The sequence below is a fragment of the Desulfarculaceae bacterium genome, assembly GCA_020444545.1.
Lineage (GTDB): Bacteria > Desulfobacterota > Desulfarculia > Desulfarculales > Desulfarculaceae > Desulfoferula.
The window spans coordinates 581,500-602,733 of the sequence record JAHLKT010000004.1 but is presented as its reverse complement, the minus strand read 5'-3'; the positions used below and the strand labels follow the sequence as shown (position 1 = coordinate 602,733).

The following is a 21,234-nucleotide window of genomic DNA, read 5'->3' as shown; positions in this document are numbered from 1 at the left end:
CCCCTTGGATCGCGGGTTATTCTCGGCCGTCTGTTCTAGAGCGCCGGGTCCAGGACCACCTTCATCACCGTTTCGCCGGGCACCTCTCCGCCCACCAGGGCCAGGGCGTGGCGCGCCTGCTCCAGGGGCAAACGGTGGGTCACCATGTCCTCCAGGGGATAGCGGCCCGAGGCGGCCACCTTGATGGCCGGCTCCACCGCCGGGTAGTCGTGGGAGAAGACGCCCTTGAGGGTGATCTCCTTGAACACCACCTTGTCCAGGGGCAGGGGCACATCCACCCCGGCCCCGTAGATGCCGGGCAGGATCACCGTGGCCCCCAGGCCGGCCAGGTCCAGGGCCAGGCGCGCGCCGCTGGGGTGGCCGGTCACGTCCATGGTGAGGCTCGCCATGTCCCCGCCGGTGGCCCGGCTCACCGCCTCCACCGGGTCCTCGCGCTCCGCGTTGATCACCACATCCGCGCCGAAGCGTTTGGCCATCTCCAGGCGGGGGGCGTCGCGCTCCAGGCCCACCACCATGATGGGCCCGGCCCCGGCCTCCTTGGCCACGGCCACCCCGGCCATACCCTGCTGGCCCGGCCCCACGATGGCCACCGCCTGGCCGATGCCCACCCCGCCGATCTGGTGCAGCCAGCGCACCCCGTTGCCCAGCACCGCGCAGGTGAGCACCGCCGCCTCGTCGGAGATCTCGTCGCCGATCTTGTGCAGCATGGAGCGGGGGTGGATGTAAAGGTAGTCGGCATAGGCCCCGAACAGGTGCGGCGGTTCGGCGCAGGAGATCATGGAGCCGTAGTTGTAGAAGTTGCTGCACAGGGTGTAGCGGCCCTCGATGCAGGGGCGGCACTTGCCGCAGCCAAAGGCGTACTCCACGATGACCCGGTCACCTTCCTTGACGCCGTGGCGTTTCTGGGCCGCCTCGCCCATACGGTATACCCGGCCCACGATCTCGTGGCCCAGGATGATGGGATAGGGCCGGGCCCCCCGGGCCGACTTGCCCTTGAAGATGCCGGGGTCCGAGCCGCACACCCCCACCAGGTCTATCTTGAGGATGCCGTCCTCCTCGCCGATCTCGGGCAGGGGGAACTCGCGCATCTCCAGCTCGCCGGGGGCGGTGGCCACCATGGCGCGGGTTTTCATGATTTTGCCTCCTCGCCGCTCTGCCGGTCGAAGGTTCCGGGAGTATTCTCCAGGTCCTCGCGCTGGCGCAGCCTGTTTTTCACCACTCGGTTCATGGCGTTCTTGGGCAGCTCATCCACGGCCAGCCAGAAGCGGGGCACCTTGAAGTCGGCCAGGCGCTGGGCGCAATGCTCGATCAGCGCTTCCCAGCCGGGCGCCGCGCCGGGGGCGCGCACCACGAAGGCCATGATCTCCTCCTCGCCCACCGCGTCCGGGGGCATGACCCCCAGCACGGCCGCTTCCACCACCAGCTCGCTGGCGGCCAGGGCGTTCTCCACCTCCACGGCGGCGACGTTCTCGCCCTTCTTGCGGATCACGTCCTTGCCCCGGCCCAGGAAATAGACCCAGCCGTCGTCATCCATGCGGCCCCGGTCGCCGGTGTGCAGCCAGCCGCCGGCCAGGGCCTCGGCCGTGGCCTGGGGGTCGCGCAAATACTCCTTGAGCAGGCCCTGGCTGCGCAGCACGATCTGGCCGGCCTCGCCCGGTGGCAGGGGCTGGTCCTGCTCGCCGAAGATGGCCACCTCGTTGCTCAGGCCGGGCCAGTCCGGCACCATGGGCACCCCCACCGAGCTGTCGCGCACCGGCTCGTCGAGCTTGCCCATCAGGGCCAGGGGCGCCTCGGTGAGGCTGTAGAGGGTTTGCAGCTTCACCCCGAAGCGGCTCTCGAACTCGGCGTAGCGGCCCTTGGGCGCACCGCCGGCCACCACCAGCTCCACCGGGTTGTCCGCGTCGTCGTCCCGGGGCGGGGCGTTGAAGAGAATGGTGGTCAGGGGCAGGAGCATAACCGCCTTGTTCACCCGGTGCTCGCGGGTCCAGCCCCACCAGCGCGAGGCGCTGAACTTCTCAGCCAAGACAAAGGTGGCTCCGGCCCAGAGGGTGCCCATGCAGGAGTAGAACTGGGCGTTGACGTGGAACAGGGGGTTGGCGGTCATCAGGCGGTCGCTGGCTTCGAGCCCGCAGGTGCGGGCAAAGGAGGCCGCGGTGCGCAGGTAGTTGCCGTGGGTGTGGATCACGCCCTTGGGGAAGCCGGTGGTCCCGCTGGTGTATAGAATGGCCGCCGGGTCGTCCAGGCCCAGGGCCGCCGGGGCGGGCGGCGCGGCGGGCCCCTCCAGAAACGCCTCCACCCCGGGCAGCCCCGCGCCGGGCTCCAGGCCCACGCCCAGCCAGGAGGCCACGGCCTCGCACTCGGCCCGGAGCTCGGGGAGCAGGGGCAGGGACTGGTCACCCAGGAGCACCGCCTTGGCCTCGGAGTGGTTGATGATGTAGGCCGCCTCCCCGGCGGTGAGGCGCAGGTTCACCGGCACCATCACCGCGCCCAGTTTGAGGATGGCCCACCACAGCCAGATGAACTCCGGGGAGTTGTTCACCAGCATGGCCGCCTTGTCGCCCGGGCCCAGGCCCAGGCCGGCCAGGCCGGCGGCCATCTGGTCCACCTTCTGGTTCATCTGCTCAAAGGTGTAGGAGCGATCGCCGAAAATCAGATACTGCTTGGGCCCCAGCTCGGCGGACCGGGCCTCTATCAGCTCGCGTAGGTTTTGCATTACGACCTCTAGGACCCCACCGCCGGCTCAGGCTCCATCTTGCGCGCGCGGAAGCAGGTGAACAAATAAACCGCCGCCAACAGGGCCCCGCCCAGCAGGTCGGTCTGCAGCCCGGGCATGATCAGGCCCAGGGCCGCGACCAGCAGCAATAGGCGCAGCAGCAAGTTGATGCGGAACTTCATGAAGCCCATCAGGGCCGAGCCGATGGCCATGCAGCCCAGGGTGGCGGTGACAAAGGACAGGGCGATGGCCCACCAGGAGCCCTGCCAGATCAGCACCGGGTGATACACGAAGATGAAGGGCACCAAATAGGCGATGATGGCCAGGCGCATGGACTCGAAGCCGGTGGGGAAGGGCTTGGAGCCCGCGATGCCCGCGCCCGCGAAGGCGGCCAGGGCCACCGGCGGGGTGATGCAGGAGAGGCAGGCGTAGTAGAACACGAACATGTGGGCGGCCAGCGGGGCCACTCCCAGGTCCACCAGCACCGGCCCGGCCAGGATGATGGTCAGGATGTAGGCCGCCGAGGTGGTGAGCCCCATGCCCAGCACCAGCGAGGCGATCATCACGAAGACCAGGGAGAGGATCAGGCTGCCGCCCGAGGCCTGGATGACCAGGCTGGAAAACTTGAGCCCCAGGCCGGACTGGGTGACGCAGCCGATGACGATGCCCGCGCAGGCGCAGGCCAGGGCCACTTCCAGGCATCCCTTGGCGCCCTTTTCCAGGGCGGTGAGGATGGCCCGGGGACCCATGCGGGTCTCCTTTTTAAACAAGCTGACCACGACAACCGCCACCAGGGCCCAGAGGCCGGCCTTCATGGGCGAGTAGCCCTGCACCAACAGGATGACCAGGAGCACCGCGGGCAGCAGCAAATGGCCGCCCCCTTTCACCGTCTTCCACAGGTTGGGCAGCTCGGAGCGGTTCAGGCCCCTGAGGTCGCGGCGCTGGGCCTCCAGGTGCACCATGTAGATCAAGGCGAAGAAATAGAGCACCGAGGGGATCAGGGCCGCCTTGCACACCTCCAGGTAGCTGACCCCCAGCATGTCGGCGATGATGAAGGCGGCCGCGCCCATCACCGGGGGCATGAACTGCCCTCCGGTGGAGGCCACCGATTCGATGGCCCCGGCGAACACCGGGCGGTAGCCGATCTTCTTCATCAGGGGGATGGTGAATGATCCCGTACTGACCACGTTGGCCACCGCCGATCCGGAGATGGAGCCGAAGGTGGCGCTGCTAAGCACGGCCACCTTGGCCGGGCCGCCGCGCAAGTGGCCGGCCAGGGCGTTGGCGAACTGTATGAAAAACTCGCCGGTGCCCGAGGCCACCAGGAAGGCCCCGAAGAGAATGAAGATGAAGATGAAGCTGGCCGAGACCCCCAGGGGGATGGTGAACAGACCCTCGGTGGTCAGGTACTGGTAGCTGATCAGCTGCTCCAGGTCGATGAGCCGGTGGCCCCACAGCCCGGGGATGAGATGGCCCAGCAGGGTGTAGGCGATGGCCACCAGGGTGATTATGGGCAGCGAGGGCCCCATGACCCGGCGGGTGGTCTCCAAGACCAGGAGGATGAGCATGCCGCCCAGCCACAGGTCGGTCTCCGTGGCCGCGCCGCCCCGGGAGACCAACTCCTTGTAGGTGGACACGATGTGCAATAGGGCCGCCGCCGAGGCGGCGATGAGTATCCAGTCCCACACGCGCATGTACAGGGGATAGGACTCGGTGGACATGCTGCGCGCCACGGGGAAGATCAGCAGAACCAGGGCGCAGGCAAAAAGCAGGTGGATGGGTCTTTGCACCATGGCCGAATAGAGGCCGAATTGGGCGGTGTATATCTGAAAAGCACTCATGCCCAAGGCCACCACGGTGATGGCCCAGGCGGTGATGCTTTTGGAGTCCTTGCTGGGCATTAGGTTCACCTAATCCTTGTCTTGGCGTGCCGCTTGTCCGATGCGAAAACTGACCAGGGTCCTAGGGGCCACGTAGTTCAACAGAGGGATGCGCTTGCCCCTGAAAATGAGGGTGTGGTTGGCCATGTCCGGTGATCCCACCATGAAATGGACCTCGCCGCGCGGCTCGTTGATGTTCCTGAGCTCGCCCACCCCGTCCGGGCGCAAGTGAAAGTCGTGGTACTCGAAGCCCTCGCCGTTGAGATTGGACTTGAAGGTCATGTGGGTCAGCAGGATGCGTCCCGGGGCCAGGGCCTGGTAGTGCTCCGCGAAAAAGGCCCGGTCATAGGAGTGGAGAAACCACACCGTGAATTCCTCGCCCGGCTTGATGGGCAGGCTCATGGCCACCCGGCCGGTGTCGGTCTCCACCAGGTTTAGGCTGAGCATGGCCCCCGGCGAGGGGGCGGCGCAGAGCAGAACCAGCAGAGCCGCGCCGGCCAGGCAGGCCAGCCGCCTGGCGAGGGAGCGCGCCGCCCCGGCCCAGGGCCGAGGCGGGCGCTCCGGTTCGGTCTTGGCTTTCCCGAGAAGCAACTGCCGGTCCCTACTTCAGGATGCCGCGCTCCTTGAAGAACTTGATCGCGCCCGGATGCAGAGGCACGGACATGCCGCTGGTGGCGCTTTCCAGGTTGATCAGCAGGAACTTCTTGTGGATCTTGTCCAGCTCGGCCTTGTGGTCGAACACGGCCTTGCAGATGTCATAGGCCAGCTTGTCGGACATATCGGCGTTGACCACGAACAGGCCCATCCAGGCCAGGGTGTGGTGCGGCTTGGTCATGCCTTTGTAGGTGCCCGCGGGGATGGTGCGGGGGAAGTAGGCCGGGAAGTCCTTGTTGATCTTCTGGGCCACTTCGGGCTCGATGTCCAGGAAGCGGATCTCGCGCTGGGTGGCCAGGTCCATCAGGGTGGGGGCCGGGGTGCCCAGGGTCACGATGCCCACGTCGATGTTGCCGTCCTTCATGGCGGCGGTGGTCTCGGTGGCGCTCAGGAACTGCTCGTCGATGTCGTCGTAGGTGATGCCGTAGACCTTGAGCACATACTGGGCCATCTTCTCGGTCCCGCTGCCCGGGGCGCCCACGGCCACCTTGAGGTTCTTGCCCTTGATGTCGGCGATGGTCTTAACCGGCGAGGAGGCCAGCACGTAGAACTGGATGTCCACCGGGTAGGTGGAGAACAGGCCGCGCAGCTTCTTCTGGGGCTTGCCCTCGAAGGCGCCCTTGCCCTCGTAGGCGTACAGGGCCGCGTCGGGCATGGACAGGGCCAGGGCGTCGATGCCCTTCATGACCGCCCGGATGTTCTCGATGGAAGCACCCGAGGGGTGGGCCGAGGCGTAGTAGCCCTTGATGTACTTGTTGATCATGTTGGCCACGCCGCCGCCCAGGGGATACCAGCTGCCGCCGGTGCTGGCGGTGCCGATGGACAGGCGCTGATCGGCCGCGGTGGCCCCCAGGGCCAGGCCGAAGGTCAGGGCCAAGGCCAAGAACAGGGCCAAGATACCTTTGCTTTGTTTGATTGCTTTCATGGAATCCAACTCCTCCCTTAAATGATTCCGTAGCGTTCTTTAGACATCCCGGCGCCGAAGTTACCGCATACGGCGCCGGGGGCGGTTCTCTCTATCGCTTCTCCCATTCCCGGCGCAGATCCGCCTTGAGCGCCTTGCCCGAGGGGTTGCGCGGAATCTGCTCCAGGAAAATGACTCGCTTGGGTTTCTTGTAGGAGGCCAGGTTGGCCTTGCAGAACTCCACCACCTCGCCCTCGCCCAGGCCGCTGCCCGGCTTCTTGGCCACGAAGGCGCACACGCTCTCTCCCCAGAGCTCGTCGGCCAGGCCCACCACGGCGGCGTCGGCGATCTCGGGGTGGGTGTAGAGCACCTCTTCCAGCTCGCGGGGGTAGATGTTCTCCCCGCCGCTGACGATCAGGTCCTTCTTGCGGTCCACGATGTAGAAGAAACCCTCGTCGTCCATGCGGGCCAGGTCGCCGGTTTGCAGCCAGCCGTCCACGATGGCCTCGGCGCTGGCATCGGGGTTGTTGTGGTAGCCCTGCATCACGTTGGGCCCCAGGCAGGCCAGCTCGCCCACCTGGTCCGGGCCCAGCACCTCGCCGCCTTCGCCCAGCACCCGGGCCTGGAGATAGGGCAGGGCGGGGCCCACCGAGCCGTCCTTGCGCAAGGAATCGCGCGCGCTCAGGATGGTGACGCAAGGTGAGGCCTCGGTGCAGCCGTAAACGTCGTACACGCCCTCGATGTTGGGGAAAAAGCGCATCAGCTTGCGCTTGGTCTCCATGGCCAGCTTGTCGGCCCCGGCGGTGCACTTGGTGATGCTCCGGGTGTCGAAGCTTCCGGCGGCCGGGTGCTGCATGAGCAGGTTGTACATGGCCGGGGAGCCGGAGATGGTGGTGGCCTTTTCCCGGGCGATAAGGGCCAGAAGCCCCTCGGCGTCGAAGCTTTTCACCAGCAGGCAGGTGCCCCCCAGGGCCAGCTGTATGGTCAGGTGGTTGTTCAGGGCGGCGGTGTGGTAGAGCGGGCCCACCACGATGGACACCTGGCCCGCCCGGTCCTCGCGGCCGTGCATGGTGTTGAACAGGTTCCACAGCACGTTGCGGTGGGTGATCACCGCGCCCTTGGGCCGCCCGGTGGTGCCGGAGGTGTACATGATCTGGCAGGGGTGGTCGTCGCCCGGTCCGGGAGCCAGCCGGGTGGACGGGGCCGAGGCCACGAAGGCCTCGTAGTCTTGGGCCAGGCCGCTGGGGCCGGGCTCCGGGGAGATATAGAGCTTCAGCTCTTCCAGGCTGCCGCTGATCCCCGCGATGGCCTCGTCGAATTCGGGGTCGTAGAACAGGGCCTTGGCCCCGGAGTCGGCCAACATGAAGGCCATCTCGCGCGGGGCCAGGCGGAAGTTGATGGGCACCGCCACCAGCCCGGCCCGGATCACGGCCAGGTAGCACTCCACCATGGGGATGCCGTTGTAAAAGAGCATGGCCACCGGGTCGCCGGGGCGCAGGCCCTGGGCGATGAGGGCTCCGGCCAGGGCGCGGGTGCGCGCTTCCAGCTCCGCGAAGCTCAGCCGGGTTTCGCCGCTGGCCACGGCGATGGCGCCGGGGAACTTGCCGGCCGAGTTGATCAACAGGTTGCCGATGTTCATCGCGAGTCTTTCGATGTCGAGCCGATCGGTATGACCGGGTAAGGGCCTTGGTAGCCCATGGCCGCCGACAGGGAGCTGCCCAGCTCGATGAACTGGTCCAGCATGTCTTTGAGATGCTCTCCCTTGGCCTCTTCCATGGACAGCGACAGGTTGACCGCGGCCTCCATCTTGCCCTCCTGGGTGAGCACCGGCACGCCCAGGGAATAAAGGTCCAGGATCCACTCGCGGTCGGAGATGCTGTAGCCGCGCTCACGGGTGGCCATCAGGTCTTGCCAGAGTTCGTCCGGGTCCACGATGGTGTGGGCGGTAACCCGCTGCAACTTGGTGGTGCGCAGCAGGCTCTTGAGGCTGGCGTCGTCCAGCCCGGCCAGGAGGCACTTGCCCGAGCCGGTGCAGTGGGCCGGCAGCTTGGAGCCGGCGTGCAGGTCATAGGAAAGAAAGCGGTGCACTTCCTTGCGGTAGATGAAGATCACCTCGGCCTTGTCCAGGATGGCCATGTTCAAGGTGCGCTTCACCCGGTCGGAAAACTCCGAGATGTACTGCTCCGCGATTTTTTTTAGCTGAGTGCGGTTCAGAAAGGCGAAGCCCAAGGTGAGAACCTCGGGCCCCAGGAAAAACTCGCGGTGCCGGTTGCGCTTCAGGAAGCCCAGCTCCATGAGCGTGTCGGTGTAGCGCTGCACGGCCATGATGGTAAAGCCAGTGCGTTCAGCTAGTTGAGTTAGGGTGAGGTTGGGGTGCTCGGCGGAGAATACCTGAAGGACCTTGAGCCCTTTGGCCAGGGACTGCACGAAATGCCGTTGGCTTCTCGTCAAATTAACGCACTCCGTTAATAGGTAACGAAAATAGCATATTTTATCGCGAGCTTCGGTGTCAAGCCCCCTATTTGCCACCGTGCTTACTGGACTATAGTTGGCCGCTCCGATTTTATCAGAAGTAAACGTATGAAATAATTATAAATAGTATGGCCGCCTCCCGCCGGAGGCCCAGCTCGCCCAGCAGTCCGGGGTTGGCCGCTAGACCATCCGCGGGGCCCCGCGCCTGCTGGAGCTGTCGGGTTTCATCACCTGTAAACAAAGGGAGGGAATTGCCGATGAAGGCTATATGCAATGGCATCTTGGTGACGATGCCGGCCCTGACGGCCATGGGGACGGGGTTCGCCATGGCCTCGGGCGACAAGCCCATGGTGCTGCGCTAAGCGGCCCAGGATGCGCCCAAGGGGGTGCGGGCCGAGGTGGTGAAATGGTGGACGCCGCTCCTGAACGGGGTGGGCGGCCGTGGCGCGGCTGGCGCCTCAGCTGTCCAGGGCCATGCGCACGGCGCGCAGCAGCTCCTGTTTGCTGAACGGCTTGGGCAGCAGTCCCGCCGCCTTGTCCATCAGGGCTCCGCGCAGGTCGCCGTCGCGGGAGTAGCCGCTGGAGATGATCACCCTGGCTTGGGGAGCCAGGGCCAGCAGCTCCTCCATGCATTTGGGCCCGCCCATGCCGGGCATGCTCATGTCCAGGATGACCAGGTCGATTATATCCTGGTGTTCCCGGAAAACTTCCAGGGCCTGCTCCCCGCTGGTCGCCGCCAGCACCCGGTAGCCGGCTTTGCTCAGGTGGATTTTGCCTATTTTGAGCAGGTGCTCTTCGTCGTCCACCAGCAGCACGGTTTCTTCTCCGCTGGGCGCGGGGTGCTCGTTGTGGGACGCCTCGTTGGGCGCCGTGGTCAGAGCGTTTTCGTCGATGGGCAGGTAAGCGGTGAACACTGACCCGCGATTGGGCAGGCTTTGGCAAGATAGATGGCCGCCGTGGGCGCTGACTATGCCGAAGACCGTGGACAAGCCCAGGCCGGTGCCTTTGCCCACCTCCTTGGTGGTGAAGAAGGGCTCGAACATCCGGCGCAGCACCTCGCTGCTAATGCCGGTCCCGTTGTCGCTCAGCGACACGGTTAGGTAGCGTCCCGAGAAATTGTTGGAGCAAGCCATGCAGGTGAGGCCGTCGACCTCCTCGATGGCGGTGGCCAGGGTCATCTCGCCGCCTTCGGGCATGGCGTCGCGCGCGTTGGTCCCCAGGTTCATCACCAACTGCTGTATCTGATGGGGGTCGCCATTGATCAGGGGCAGCTCGTCGGACAGCGACAAGTGGACCTGGATCATCTTGGGCAAGGTGGTGCGCAGCAGGTTGGCCACCGTCGCCACCTCCTGGTTGATGTCCAGGGGCTTGAACTCCGGCTCCATGCGGTGGCTGAAGGTCAGGATTTGCTTGATCAGCTCCTTGGCCCGCTTGGCGGAGTTGATCACCTCCTCCAGCTCGTTGGGGCTGACCCGGCCCTGCTTGGCGTCTTCCAGGGCCAACTCGGCGTAGCCCATCACCACCGAGAGGATATTGTTGAAGTCGTGGGCTATGCCTCCGGCCAGGGTGCCCACCGCCTCCATCTTGTGGGCCTGGCGAAGCTGCAATTCCATCTCGCGGGCTTCGGCCTGGGCCTTTTTTATCTCCTGCAAGGAACGTTGCAGCTCACCCTCGGCCTTGCGGCGGCTGGCTATCTCCTCTTGCAGGGCCTGGTTGCTGGCCGCCAGGCTGCTGGTGCGCTGGGCCACCTTGCGTTCCAACTCCAAGTTGGCCTGCTCCAGGTCCTTTTCCATGCGCTTGCGTTTGGTGATGTCCCGGATGACCCCCACCGTGCCGATGAAAAAGGGAGCCGAGGTGTCGGGCTCGTCCTGATAAAGGCCCGAGCTGCTTACCTCGGCGTATAGTAGGTCTGATGTTAAAGGCTCGATGAAGCCCGGCTTGGTGTCCGCCGGGTCTTTGCATAGCAACTTTACTTCCAGGCCGGTGGTCTTGCGCTTGCCGGAACGCCGCTCGTCGAAAAGCTTGGGCGCGCTCCGGGTCCCGGTGGCCACCCCCCTGAAACGGGGCAGCACCTCATCCCGGCTCACTTCCCCTACATCGGCGGGCTCGATAATTGAACTGAAGTGACGTCCCAGGAGCTCGCCTGGGGCGTAGCCCAGCCGGCCGATGGCCTCGTTGACAAAGGTGATCTCGCCCTCGGGGTTCAGGCGATAGACGATGTCGGGCACGGTCTGCACCAGGCTGCGGAAGCGGGACTCCGAGGCGGCGAGCTCGCTGAGGTTGTCGGCGAGCCGGGCGTTGGTCACCTCCAGCTCGTCGCGCGTGAGCCTCAACTCCCGGTTTTGCAGCACCGCGTTCTCATAGGTGGACAAGAGCAGGTTGAGCATCTGGCGGCGGCTAGCGGACACCCGCAGGCGGCGGCCCTCGATGCTGACCACCAGCTCGTCGCCGTCGGCCTCCACCTTGTCCCGGCCGGAAATGATGGCGGCCACCTTGCTCAGAAGGTATTGCTGATCATAGGGCTTGGTGACGTAATAGTCGGCCTGGTGCTCCAGGCCCCGGATCACGTCCTCGGTGTCGTTGAGGGAGGTGAGCAGTATCACCGGAGTGAAGGCCAGGGCGGGGTCCTGCTTTACGGCCAGGCAGAGCTCGTAGCCGGTCATCTCCGGCATCATCACGTCGCTTATCACCAGGGCGGCGGGCTCCCGCCGGAGCTTGGCCAGGGCCTCTTTTCCGTTGCCGGCCACCTCCGGGCGGTAGCCTGCCTGTTGCAGGAGCATGGCCAGCTTGATGGCCTGGGTGGGGCTGTCCTCTGCAACCAGTATGCGGACCGGTTCCTCCATAAGACTCAACATAACTCCTAAGCGAATTTACGCGCTACCGATACTCCGGCCATCGCCTTTACCGTGGCCACCAGGCGCTGTTCCCAGTCCGGGTCGCGGTCCGGCGCTCCCCCGGACTTGGCCACCACCTCCAGGGCGCCGGCCTTGAGCGCCTCGAAGGCCACCTTCGGCTCGCCGGAGCCGGCATGGGCGGTGACCATAACGATAGGCACCGGGTTGGAGGCCATGATCCGCCTGGTCGCCTCCACTCCGTCCATGTCGGGCATCACCACGTCCATGGTGATGACGTCGGGCTCTAGCCGGGCCGCCAGCTCCACGGCCTGGGCCCCGTTGGACGCCCGGCCCACCACCTCCATTCCGGGTTCCTGGTCCAGGATATGGGCCAGCAGCTCCCGGGTGGTCGGCGAATCATCGACCACCAGCACCTTAATCATGGCGGTTTCCTCTCATTCCACCGGGGCGCAGGCGCCCCCTTCCCCTTCGCAGGGGAACTCCCGAGGTTCGCCGTCGCCGGGGCCCAAGACTACCACGCGGTTGCGGCCGCGCTCCTTGGCCAGATACAAGGCCCGGTCGGCCTTGGCGATCAGCTTGAGCGGCGTGGTTATCTCTTCGTCGGGCAGCGAGGCCACCCCCAGGCTTATGGTCACATGCAGACTGCCCGCCTCGCTGGACATGGGCGTGGCGCAGACCTCGGCGCAAAGGCGCCGGGCCTTGAGGGCGGCCGCCTCCAGGTCGGTCATGGGCAAAAGCAAGACGAACTCTTCGCCGCCGTAGCGGGCGATCACGTCGGATTTCCGTGAGTTTCTGCCCAGGATATCCGCCAATCCCTTGAGCACCTCGTCGCCCACCAGATGACCGTGGGTGTTGTTGAAGTCGCGGAAGTGGTCGATGTCCAGCATGATGCAGGCCAGGGCGGTGCCGTAGCGCGCGGCCACGGAGGTCTCCTCCTGCAACATCTTTTGCAAGTAGTGGCGATTGTAGAGCCCGGTGAGGTGGTCGGTGACCGCCACCTGGCGCCACACGTTGAAGGACTCTTGGGCCTCGCTGAGCCGGTCGCTGAGGTCGGCGTTGAGCCGCTTGATCCGGAGCAGGGATTTCACCCGGGCCAGCAGCTCGCGGGAGTCGAAGGGTTTGGGCAGATAGTCGTCCGCGCCCACCTCCAGCCCGTCCAGGCGATCCTCCACCTCCTGTCGGGCGCTGAGCATCAGCACCGGCACGTAGGCCGTGGACTGGGAGCGCAGCTTGCGGCATACGCTGTAACCGTCAATGTCGGGCAGCATGATGTCCAACACCACTAGGTCCGGGTTGAGCTCTCGGGCCATGGCTAGCGACTCGTAGCCGTTCGCCGCCACCTCCACCCTATAGCCTTCCTGGGACAGGATGTGCTTGATCTGGGCCGCCTGGGTGGGGCTGTCCTCCACGCACAGGATGCATTCGGCCGGCTGCTGGTTGATGTTGTCGGACGCAGGCTTCATGGAGTCGTTCCGTCTTGTGAATTGAGTTTCTTGTCATTGGTGGCCTTCTTGCCCAGGAAACACAGCGCCTTGATGCGCGGGGCCATGGAGGCAAGAGGCAATATGTCGATGGCCGCTCCCAGGGCCACCGCTTCTCCGGGCATGCCCCAGACCACGCTGCTTTGCTGGTCTTGGGCGATGGTTTTGGCTCCGGCCTGGCGCATCTCGTAGAGCCCCTGGGCTCCGTCGCGGCCCATGCCGGTGAGTAGGACCCCCAGCGCCGCCCGGCCGTAGGCGGCCGCCGCCGAGCGGAACAGGGCGGTGACCGAGGGGCAGTGGCCGTCCACCGTCGCCCCGGCCACCAGGTTGACCCTCCCGCTCCGGGTGACCGCCATATGCCTGTTCTCCGGGGCCAGGAGCGCCGTGCCGGGCAGCAGGCGCTCACCGGCCGAGGCCGGCTTCACCTGGAAGCCGGTGGTGTCAGTCAGCCAGGAGGCCAGGCTTTGCACGAAGCCGGGGTTGATGTGCTGCACCACCGCGATGGGTGGGGTCTCTTCCGGCTTGAGCCCCTGCAATATGGCCTGCAGGGCCGGAGGGCCTCCGGTGGAGGCGCCCAGGCAGATCAGCTCCACCGGAGAGCGGGCCTGAGCCGGGGCGCGGGGAACCGGGGGCGGGGGGGCCGGGCGCGGTTTGGTCAGATCCCGGCGGCGACCGACGACCTTCACCTCGGCCATGGCCTTGAGCTGGTCCCGCAAGCGCGGCAGCTCCCCGCCGGGGTCCGCAAGGCTGGTGGGCTTGCCCAGCACCATCAAGGCGCCGTGTTCCAGGGCCTTGAAGCTGATGCCCAGCTCCCGGTCGCTCATGGAGCTGGTGAGCACCACCACGGGCCGGGGCGATTCGGACATGATGCGCTGGATGGCCTCGTAGCCGTTCATGCGCGGCATCTGGATGTCCATGGTCACCAGGTCCGGCTCCAGGCCGAGGCACATCTGCAGCGCCTCCAGGCCGTCGGCCGCCTCGCCCACCACCTCGAACTCCGGGTCCTCCGCCAGCACCCGGCGCAGCAACTGGCGCTGAGTCGCCGAGTCGTCAACTATGAGGGTCCTGATCATCGCGTCTTTATCCGATCAGCCGTTCGATGGTGCTCAGCAGGTTCCCTTGATCAAACTCGCCCTTGGTAATGTAGGCGTCGGCCCCGCTTTGCATGCCGCGCAGCTTGTCATCCTCGGAGTCCAGGGAGGTGACCAGCACCACCGGGACATCCCGGAAGCGCTCGTCCTTCTTGAGCCTCTCGGCGAGCCCGCAGCCGTCCAGGCGAGGCATGTCCACGTCGCTCACCACCAGGGCGAAGCCGCCCCGCTGCAACTGGGTCCAGGCTTCCTCGCCGTCGCTGGATACCTCCACCCGGTAGCCCGCGGTTTCCAGGATGTTCTTTTCCAGGGTGCGCGTGGTGATGGAATCGTCGGCCACCAGGATCAGCGGAGCCGCCGCCTGGGGGGCGCTGGCCGGGGCGGGGGCCCGCGTGGCCGTCTGGCGCGATGAGGCCAGCAGGTCCGCCACGTTTAGCACCACGATGACTTCGCCGCTGCCCAGAACCGCCGCGCCGTCCACGTTGGGCACGCTCTTGAGCTGGCGGCCCAGGTTTTTGACCACCACCTCCTGAATGCCCCGGAGGGCATCCACCATGAAAGCGCAGCGCCGCTCGGCCAAGCCCATCACCACCACCAAAACGCCGTCGCCGCCTGGTTCGGGTTCTTGCTCCAGGCCCAAGACTCCCGCCATGGAGACCAGGGGCATGGCGCGGCCGCCAAGCTCCACCACGGTCCGCCCTTCCACGCTGCCTATCTTCTCAAGGGGCACCTGATGGATGCGCTCCACCGCCGTGGCCGGCACGGCCACGGTAACTCCGGCCACGGTGAGCAGCAGGGTGTTGGTGGTGGCCATGGTCAGGGGCAAGTGCATGGTGAAGCGGGAGCCCCGGCCAGGCGTCGACTCCAGGGTGACCATACCTTGCAGGGCTTCCACCCCGGCCTTGACCGCATCCAGTCCCACTCCGCGGCCGGACACCTGGCTCACCTGGTCCTTGGTGCTGAAGCCCGAGATGAAAAGCAGTTGATGGATCTCGTGAGCTTCCTCGCGGCCATCCAAGGCAATGCCCCTGGTGGAGGCCTCCCGGCGCACCTGTTCCAGGTCCACGCCCACGCCGTCGTCGCTCACCTCCAGCACCACCATGCCCCCCTGCTGGGAGGCGCTCAGGGTGATGGTGCCATGGGAGGTCTTGCCCGCGGCCACCCTCTGGGCCGGGGCTTCGATGCCGTGGTCCACCGCGTTGCGCAGCAGGTGGGTCAGGGGGGCCTTCATGGCCTCCAAGACCTGGCGGTCCACCTCGGTATCCTGGCCCCGGAGCACCAGCTCCACCCGCTTGCCCGCGTCGCGGGCCAGGTCCCGCACCATGCGGGGGAACAAGGAGAAGAGGTTGGACAGGGGCCTCATGCGCACGCGGTGCACCCCCACCTGCATCTCGTCGGTCAACAGCACCAGTTGGCGGATGTCGGCGGCCATGCCGTGGGCTATGCGGCCGGCCGCATCGTTGAGCTCCCTCAGGGAGTGCTCGCTCTCCATGAGGTAATTGACCAGGGACATGATCTGGGGATCGTTGGCCTCGCGGCGGCGAATTTGGTTCACCGTGGCCCGCATCTGCCGCCAACCGGTCTCCCAGGCGGCCAGCTTTTTGCGCATCAGGCCCAGCTCGTCCAGGCGATGCACCGGACGCATGCGCGCCACCAGCAGCTCCACCATGCCTTCCATCAGGGCGTCGATCTTGCTTACCTTGACCCGGATGGTGCCGCCGGCCGGGGCCGCCTCGGCAGCGGTTTCCGCGGGAGGGGCGCAGGCGTCCGCCTCCATGGGCTGCTCGGAAGACGGCGGCGCCGCGGGCGCGGGCTCGGCGGGCGCCTCCGGAGGGGCGGCGGCAGGGGGCTGGGGCGGGGTGAAGGGCTGCCCTTGGGCGGCCCGTTCCAGCTGAGCGAGCAAGGCGCGCAGGGAACCCGAAGGCAGGGAGGTGCCCTGCTGGTGGGCTTGAGAGGCCTGGTTCAGGAAATCAAGGGTGTGCAGGCAGAGGTCGCCCAGCTCCTGGGAGAACTCCATCTCCCCTCGCCGGATGGCGCTGAATACGTCCTCCAGGCGATGGGCGATCAGGCCCAAGTCCTCCAGCTCCACCGCCCGGGCCGCGCCCTTAAGGCTGTGGGCCGCGCGGAACATGCCCTCGATGCGGCTTGCCACCTCTTGGGCCGAGGGGCTTTTCTCCAGGGCCAGGCAGCCGTCGGTGAGCACCTCTATGTGCTCTTGCAGCTCGACCTGAAAGGTCTCCATGAGCTGGCGACGGAAGTCGTCGGCGGAACTCATGCCGCTTCTCCTGTCCGGAGCTTATGAAGCTTGGCGCCCATAGCCTCAGCCAACCTTGTACTTTTCCACCAGGCCGTTTAGCTGGGCGGCCAGGGCGCTGAGGTTGGCCGCCGCCTCCTCCACCTGCCTGGTCCCTGCCTGGCTTTGGCCGGTGGCCTGGTCGATGCTCTCCATGGCCGCCACCATCTGCTCCATGCCCGCCACCTGCTCCTTGGTGGAGGCGGCGATCTGCTGGGCTGCCTGGGCCACCTGGGAGACGCGCTGGTCGATGCCCGCGATGGTGTCGCCGGTCTGCTGGCTCAGCTCCACCCCCAGCTCGGCCCGCTTGCTGCCCTCCTCGGTCACCATCACCGCGGTGTTGGCCGCCTTCTGGATCTCGCCCAGAATCTCGCGCACCTGATCGGTTGCCTGGCGCGACTGCTCGGCCAGGGCCCGCACCTCGTCGGCCACCACCGCGAAGCCCTTGCCAGCCTCGCCGGCCCGGGCCGCCTCGATGGAGGCGTTGAGGGCCAGCAGGTTGCTCTGGTCGGCGATGTCGTTGACCGTGGAGATGATATCGCCGATCTGCTGGGTCTGTTCGCTCAGGCCGAGGATGCTCTCGGCGATGACCATCACCTGTTCCTTGATCTGGTTCATGCCCTCCACGGTGCTGTCCACCGCCTTGAGGCCCTCGCCGGCCAGGCGCATGGATTCCTGGGCCTGCTCGGCCACCGTGTTCACCCGGCGGGCGGACTGCTCGGCGGTCTGGCGCACTTCGGCCACGGTGGTGGTGGTCTGGCTCACCGCGGCGGCCTGCTCGCTGGACACCGCCGCCTGCTGGGAGGCCGAGGCCACCAGCTCGGTGGACATGGAAGTGAGGTTGCTGGTGGCCTCGCGCATCTGGCCGGCCAGGGCGCCTAGGCTGGCGGTCATGTCGTTGAGCATGGTCCCCAGGGTGCCCAGCTCGTCGTCGGCCCGGGGCGGGGTGACATGGCCGGTCAGATCGCCGGCCCCCACCTTCTCCACGAAGGCCACATATTGGCTGATCGTTTCTTCCAGATATGCCTTGGTGGCCCGCTCCTGCTCCATTTTTTGGCTCAGCTTGTTCAAGGCATCCTTTTCAGCGGCGGCCTTCTTTTCCAAGTCCTCGCCATATTGCTGCATTCTGGTGATGATCCTACCCACGAACAAGAGCAGGGTGAGGCAAATGATGCCGCCCACGATGGTAAAAGCGATCATCACCGTGAGCAGAAGGCCGGCCGCCCACCGGCAAGCCTCGCCGATGGTGGTGGAGAAGCTTTCTTCCGCCAGGTTCAGCTTCTTTTCCATGGCGTCGAGCTTGTCGTCGAATTTTTCCAGGTATCTTGGGTCGGCGTCTCCTTGGGATACGCGGTTTTTCAGCATTGCGCCCATTTTTTCCAGTTGGGCAATCAAAACGTCGGCCTGAGCCCAGTAGCCTATGGCCTTTTCCATAAGGTCCAAATTGCGGAAACGGGTATAGAGCCAGACCGTTAATTCAAGGTCATCCGGGTGAACCCCTCCCTGGGCAAAGCCTTGACTCGCCACCCGCGGGTTCGGATCGGGCTTTTCCAGCTCCAGGCGGGCCTTGGTAAAACCATCGGTTACCTCGAGCCTCTTCAGGTATCGGGCGTAATACTTTTCGTTTCTGGTGGCGGCATAGCGGCGCAGATTGTAGGTCGCGTCCTTTTGGGCCTTGGCCCACAAGCTTTCCCCGTTTACGTAGGCCCTGAGCCCCGTGAGGGTGTCGAAGCCCACCTTGCCGATCATGAACAGGCCGGCGATGACCAGGGCAATGATCAATATGGTGACGTAAAGCTTGGCCTTGGGGCTGACGTGTTCGAGCATGAGATGAAATCCCTTACTGCGTGTGCCTTGATGCGCCGAAATTATTATTCCTAATCAACCCGGTACTTTTCCACCAAGCCGTTTAGCTGGGCGGCCAGGGCGTTGAGGTTGGCCGCCGCCTCCTCCACCTGCCTGGTCCCTGCCTGGCTTTGGCCGGTGGCCTGGTCGATGCTCTCCATGGCCGCCACCATCTGCTCCATGCCCGCCACCTGCTCCTTGGTGGAGGCGGCGATCTGCTGGGCTGCCTGGGCCACCTGGGAGACGCGCTGGTCGATGCCCGCGATGGTGTCGCCGGTCTGCTGGCTCAGCTCCACCCCCAGCTCGGCCCGCTTGCTGCCCTCCTCGGTCACCATCACCGCGGTGTTGGCCGCCTTCTGGATCTCGCCCAGAATCTCGCGCACCTGATCGGTTGCCTGGCGCGACTGCTCGGCCAGGGCCCGCACCTCGTCGGCCACCACCGCGAAGCCCTTGCCAGCCTCGCCGGCCCGGGCCGCCTCGATGGAGGCGTTGAGGGCCAGCAGGTTGCTCTGGTCGGCGATGTCGTTGACCGTGGAGATGATATCGCCGATCTGCTGGGTCTGTTCGCTCAGGCCGAGGATGCTCTCGGCGATGACCATCACCTGTTCCTTGATCTGGTTCATGCCCTCCACGGTGCTGTCCACCGCCTTGAGGCCCTCGCCGGCCAGGCGCATGGATTCCTGGGCCTGCTCGGCCACCGTGTTCACCCGGCGGGCGGACTGCTCGGCGGTCTGGCGCACTTCGGCCACGGTGGTGGTGGTCTGGCTCACCGCGGCGGCCTGCTCGCTGGACACCGCCGCCTGCTGGGAGGCCGAGGCCACCAGCTCGGTGGACATGGAAGTGAGGTTGCCGGTGGCCTCGCGCATCTGGCCGGCCAGGGCGCCCAGGCTGGCGGTCATGTCGTTGAGCATGGCCCCCAGGGTGCCCAACTCGTCGTCGGCCCGGGGCGGGGTGACCTGGCCGGTCAGGTCACCGGCCCCCACCTTCTCCACGAAGGCCACGTACTGGCTGATCGTCTCTTCCAGATAAGCCTTGGTGGCCCGCTCCTGCTCCGCCTTCTGCTCCAGGTCGTTGCGGGTATCGCGGACCTGGGCCACCATCTGGTTGAAGGACTCCGCCAGCACGCCGGTTTCGTCGTTGCGCAGCTTGGGCACCTCCACCGAGAGGTCGCCCGCGCCCACCCGCAGGCTGGCATCGGCCATGGAAATCAAGGGACGGCTTATGCGCCGGGAGAAATAGAGGCCCGCCAACGCGGCCCCCAGCGCAGCCGCCAGGCAGATGGCGAAAAACAGCCACAGGTTGCGCTGGGCCAGGTTGCTGAGGAGGCTGACTTCGCTGTTGAGCACGGCCAGCGGCTTGAGGGCATAGCTCTCGGAGAGATTGACCGCCACGTACCAACGGAGCTGGGGCATCCCCTCCACCCCGAAGAACTCCTTGCCCTGGCAGGCGGCGAAGCCCACCACCGCGGGCTTGCCTTCCTGGGTTTTCTGGTCCAGGACGTAGCCGGTCTGACCCGGGGCCAGCGCCACTGCCTTTGATGCCGGGAGCCACTTATTCCGCAGCAGGTTGATATCCATGTCCCGCACGATGTCGCCTTTGCGCACCTTGTCCGAGTCTGCGATTAGACGGCCCGAACCGGTGAACAAAAGCACTTCAGCCTGGGGCAGGCTTTTGGCCGCTTCCATGATGCGCTCGCGCACCTTGCGTATATCCAGCACCGCCTTGAGGACGCCCAGGGCCTCGCCATTGCTTCCGTCGATGCGGACCGCCACTTCCATGGCGTAGACTTTGGCCGAGGCGTCGTAGGTTATGTCGCTGAGGTATAGGCCCGCCTTCATGGCCTCTTCCCACCACTTTTCCCCCGCTTGCACGAAATCGCTGGTCGGGTTGGTGTAGGCCACGTTGAAGCCGTTTTTATCGGTGAAGAAAATCTCCTTGAAGGCGGGCAGGCGCTGCCTCATGGCCTTTAGGAAGGCCACCAGCTCGGGGTTGTTGGTGAGGGCGCGCTCCTTTTTCATGCGCTTTTCAGCCTCGGCCTCGCCCATTTCGTCCAAACCCATGACCTTGGCCTTCAGGGCGGCGGCCTTGGCCGCCTCGGTGACCTGGGGGCTGTGCGCGATCCACACCGCGTCGAGCAGGTGCACCCTAAGATAGTCGTCGATGTTGTAGATGGTCACGTAGGCCAGGTTGGCCACCTCTTTGCCCGCGAGAGATTTCATCTCCTGGGTCAGGCGGGCGACTCCCGTCTCCATGGTTTTCGACTGCTGTTGCATGGCCCCCCAGTTCACCGCCGCCACCACGGCCAGGGGCAGAAGGGATACCGCCAGCACCAGGGCCATCAGCGTCTTGCCCAAACTGCGCCGGCCTTTTTTGGCCAGGCCGTGCGGCGCGGGGCCGGGGGAGGTCTGCTTTTGTGGCTGCATGGGGGGCATGGCTTTTCTCCAACTCTTGGCGTGTGCTCCGGGCGAGTGCCTAGCCGACGACGATGGCCGGGTCGGAAAGCAAACTTTCTATATCCAAAAGGGTGACCATTTCGCTGGTTACACCCTGGAAATACTTGCGCGCTTGGGGGGAGGCCGTGTGCTCGGGGTCCTGCAACGCCTCGCGGGACAGGCGGCTTATGCGGGGCAGGTCGTCGGAGAGCAGGCCCAGCTCCATGGGCTCGCCGTCGGGCAGGCGCCCTCCGCTGACCAGCAAGACATGAGCCTGCTCCGGCAACCCGGAGGCCCCGGCCCCGAAAAAGCGGGCCAAATCCATCACCGAGTAGAGCCGGCCCCGCAGGTTGACCACTCCCAGGATGAAGGGCGGGGTGCAGGGCACCGGCGACCAGTTGAGCCCCCTGAGCGGCTGCACCTCCCTGAGGTGGGACAGCTCCACCCCATAGCGCTCCCGGCCCAGGCCGAAGGTGATCATGGCCAGGTCCTTGACCTCTTCCCGCTGGCGTCCGATGCGGCGAGCCAGCTCGCGGGCCCGCTGTTCCAGCACCTGCTGCTGGCTGACGCCGGTCTTGGCCTTGCTGTTCGAGGTCATGGGTGGCTCGTCTCCT

General features: G+C 65.9%; 15 protein-coding genes. All 15 read right to left on the bottom strand.

Annotated elements, in window-relative coordinates; all coding sequences use genetic code 11:
• Positions 1–35: 35 nt before the first annotated feature.
• The 15 genes from KQH53_14580 to KQH53_14510 all read right to left on the bottom strand — a co-directional run bounded on the left by KQH53_14580 (position 36) and on the right by KQH53_14510 (position 21,218).
• Complete coding sequence (locus KQH53_14580) at positions 36–1,133, bottom strand: zinc-binding dehydrogenase (GenBank protein MCB2227902.1); 1,098 nt, start codon at positions 1,131–1,133, stop codon at positions 36–38.
• The gene (locus KQH53_14575) at positions 1,130–2,713 is read right to left on the bottom strand and encodes an AMP-binding protein (GenBank protein ID MCB2227901.1); all 1,584 of its coding nucleotides are present in this window, start codon (positions 2,711–2,713) and stop codon (positions 1,130–1,132) included. Before KQH53_14575 ends, KQH53_14580 begins: the two co-directional genes overlap by 4 nt.
• 8 nt (positions 2,714–2,721) lie before the next feature.
• Positions 2,722–4,614, bottom strand: coding sequence for a TRAP transporter permease (locus tag KQH53_14570; protein MCB2227900.1), 1,893 nt, complete (start codon positions 4,612–4,614; stop codon positions 2,722–2,724).
• A gap of 9 nt (positions 4,615–4,623) precedes the next feature.
• Complete coding sequence (locus KQH53_14565; protein ID MCB2227899.1) at positions 4,624–5,184, bottom strand: DUF1850 domain-containing protein; 561 nt, start codon at positions 5,182–5,184, stop codon at positions 4,624–4,626.
• A gap of 10 nt (positions 5,185–5,194) precedes the next feature.
• A complete protein-coding gene (locus KQH53_14560) occupies positions 5,195–6,172 on the bottom strand; it encodes a TAXI family TRAP transporter solute-binding subunit (GenBank protein ID MCB2227898.1) in 978 nt (325 codons plus the stop codon).
• Between the two features lie 91 nt (positions 6,173–6,263).
• Entirely contained in the window at positions 6,264–7,790 is a 1,527-nt protein-coding gene (locus tag KQH53_14555; GenBank protein MCB2227897.1) for a long-chain fatty acid--CoA ligase, read from the bottom strand.
• The gene (locus KQH53_14550; GenBank protein ID MCB2227896.1) at positions 7,787–8,602 is read right to left on the bottom strand and encodes a helix-turn-helix domain-containing protein; all 816 of its coding nucleotides are present in this window, start codon (positions 8,600–8,602) and stop codon (positions 7,787–7,789) included. The genes KQH53_14555 and KQH53_14550 overlap by 4 nt, the downstream gene beginning before the upstream one ends.
• Before the next feature lie 479 nt (positions 8,603–9,081).
• Positions 9,082–11,466, bottom strand: a complete 2,385-nt coding sequence (locus tag KQH53_14545) for a response regulator (GenBank protein MCB2227895.1) — start codon at positions 11,464–11,466, stop codon at positions 9,082–9,084.
• A 17-nt stretch (positions 11,467–11,483) separates the two neighbouring features.
• Entirely contained in the window at positions 11,484–11,900 is a 417-nt protein-coding gene (locus KQH53_14540; GenBank protein MCB2227894.1) for a response regulator, read from the bottom strand.
• A 12-nt stretch (positions 11,901–11,912) separates the two neighbouring features.
• On the bottom strand, positions 11,913–12,941 hold the full coding sequence (locus KQH53_14535) for a diguanylate cyclase (GenBank protein ID MCB2227893.1): 1,029 nt from the start codon (positions 12,939–12,941) through the stop codon (positions 11,913–11,915).
• On the bottom strand, positions 12,938–14,032 hold the full coding sequence (gene cheB, locus KQH53_14530; protein MCB2227892.1) for a chemotaxis-specific protein-glutamate methyltransferase CheB: 1,095 nt from the start codon (positions 14,030–14,032) through the stop codon (positions 12,938–12,940). The genes KQH53_14535 and cheB overlap by 4 nt, the downstream gene beginning before the upstream one ends.
• 7 nt (positions 14,033–14,039) lie before the next feature.
• A complete protein-coding gene (locus tag KQH53_14525; GenBank protein ID MCB2227891.1) occupies positions 14,040–16,325 on the bottom strand; it encodes a hybrid sensor histidine kinase/response regulator in 2,286 nt (761 codons plus the stop codon).
• A gap of 45 nt (positions 16,326–16,370) precedes the next feature.
• The gene (locus KQH53_14520) at positions 16,371–18,170 is read right to left on the bottom strand and encodes a methyl-accepting chemotaxis protein (GenBank protein ID MCB2227890.1); all 1,800 of its coding nucleotides are present in this window, start codon (positions 18,168–18,170) and stop codon (positions 16,371–16,373) included.
• 50 nt (positions 18,171–18,220) lie between these two features.
• The gene (locus KQH53_14515) at positions 18,221–20,620 is read right to left on the bottom strand and encodes a methyl-accepting chemotaxis protein (GenBank protein ID MCB2227889.1); all 2,400 of its coding nucleotides are present in this window, start codon (positions 20,618–20,620) and stop codon (positions 18,221–18,223) included.
• Between the two features lie 40 nt (positions 20,621–20,660).
• Positions 20,661–21,218, bottom strand: a complete 558-nt coding sequence (locus tag KQH53_14510; GenBank protein ID MCB2227888.1) for a chemotaxis protein CheW — start codon at positions 21,216–21,218, stop codon at positions 20,661–20,663.
• Positions 21,219–21,234 lie beyond the last annotated feature (16 nt).

Excerpts from the sequence above, each read along its gene's own strand:
- KQH53_14535 (MCB2227893.1), bottom strand. The coding sequence starts at position 12,941 with ATGAAGCCTGCGTCCGACAACATCAACCAGCAGCCGGCCGAATGCATC.
- KQH53_14510 (MCB2227888.1), bottom strand. The coding sequence starts at position 21,218 with ATGACCTCGAACAGCAAGGCCAAGACCGGCGTCAGCCAGCAGCAGGTG.
- KQH53_14555 (MCB2227897.1), bottom strand. The coding sequence starts at position 7,790 with ATGAACATCGGCAACCTGTTGATCAACTCGGCCGGCAAGTTCCCCGGC.
- KQH53_14520 (MCB2227890.1), bottom strand. The coding sequence starts at position 18,170 with ATGCTCGAACACGTCAGCCCCAAGGCCAAGCTTTACGTCACCATATTG.
- KQH53_14570 (MCB2227900.1), bottom strand. The coding sequence starts at position 4,614 with ATGCCCAGCAAGGACTCCAAAAGCATCACCGCCTGGGCCATCACCGTG.
- KQH53_14560 (MCB2227898.1), bottom strand. The coding sequence starts at position 6,172 with ATGAAAGCAATCAAACAAAGCAAAGGTATCTTGGCCCTGTTCTTGGCC.
- KQH53_14525 (MCB2227891.1), bottom strand. The coding sequence starts at position 16,325 with ATGAGTTCCGCCGACGACTTCCGTCGCCAGCTCATGGAGACCTTTCAG.
- KQH53_14515 (MCB2227889.1), bottom strand. The coding sequence starts at position 20,620 with ATGCCCCCCATGCAGCCACAAAAGCAGACCTCCCCCGGCCCCGCGCCG.
- KQH53_14545 (MCB2227895.1), bottom strand. The coding sequence starts at position 11,466 with ATGGAGGAACCGGTCCGCATACTGGTTGCAGAGGACAGCCCCACCCAG.
- cheB (MCB2227892.1), bottom strand. The coding sequence starts at position 14,032 with ATGATCAGGACCCTCATAGTTGACGACTCGGCGACTCAGCGCCAGTTG.
- KQH53_14580 (MCB2227902.1), bottom strand. The coding sequence starts at position 1,133 with ATGAAAACCCGCGCCATGGTGGCCACCGCCCCCGGCGAGCTGGAGATG.
- KQH53_14575 (MCB2227901.1), bottom strand. The coding sequence starts at position 2,713 with ATGCAAAACCTACGCGAGCTGATAGAGGCCCGGTCCGCCGAGCTGGGG.
- KQH53_14540 (MCB2227894.1), bottom strand. The coding sequence starts at position 11,900 with ATGATTAAGGTGCTGGTGGTCGATGATTCGCCGACCACCCGGGAGCTG.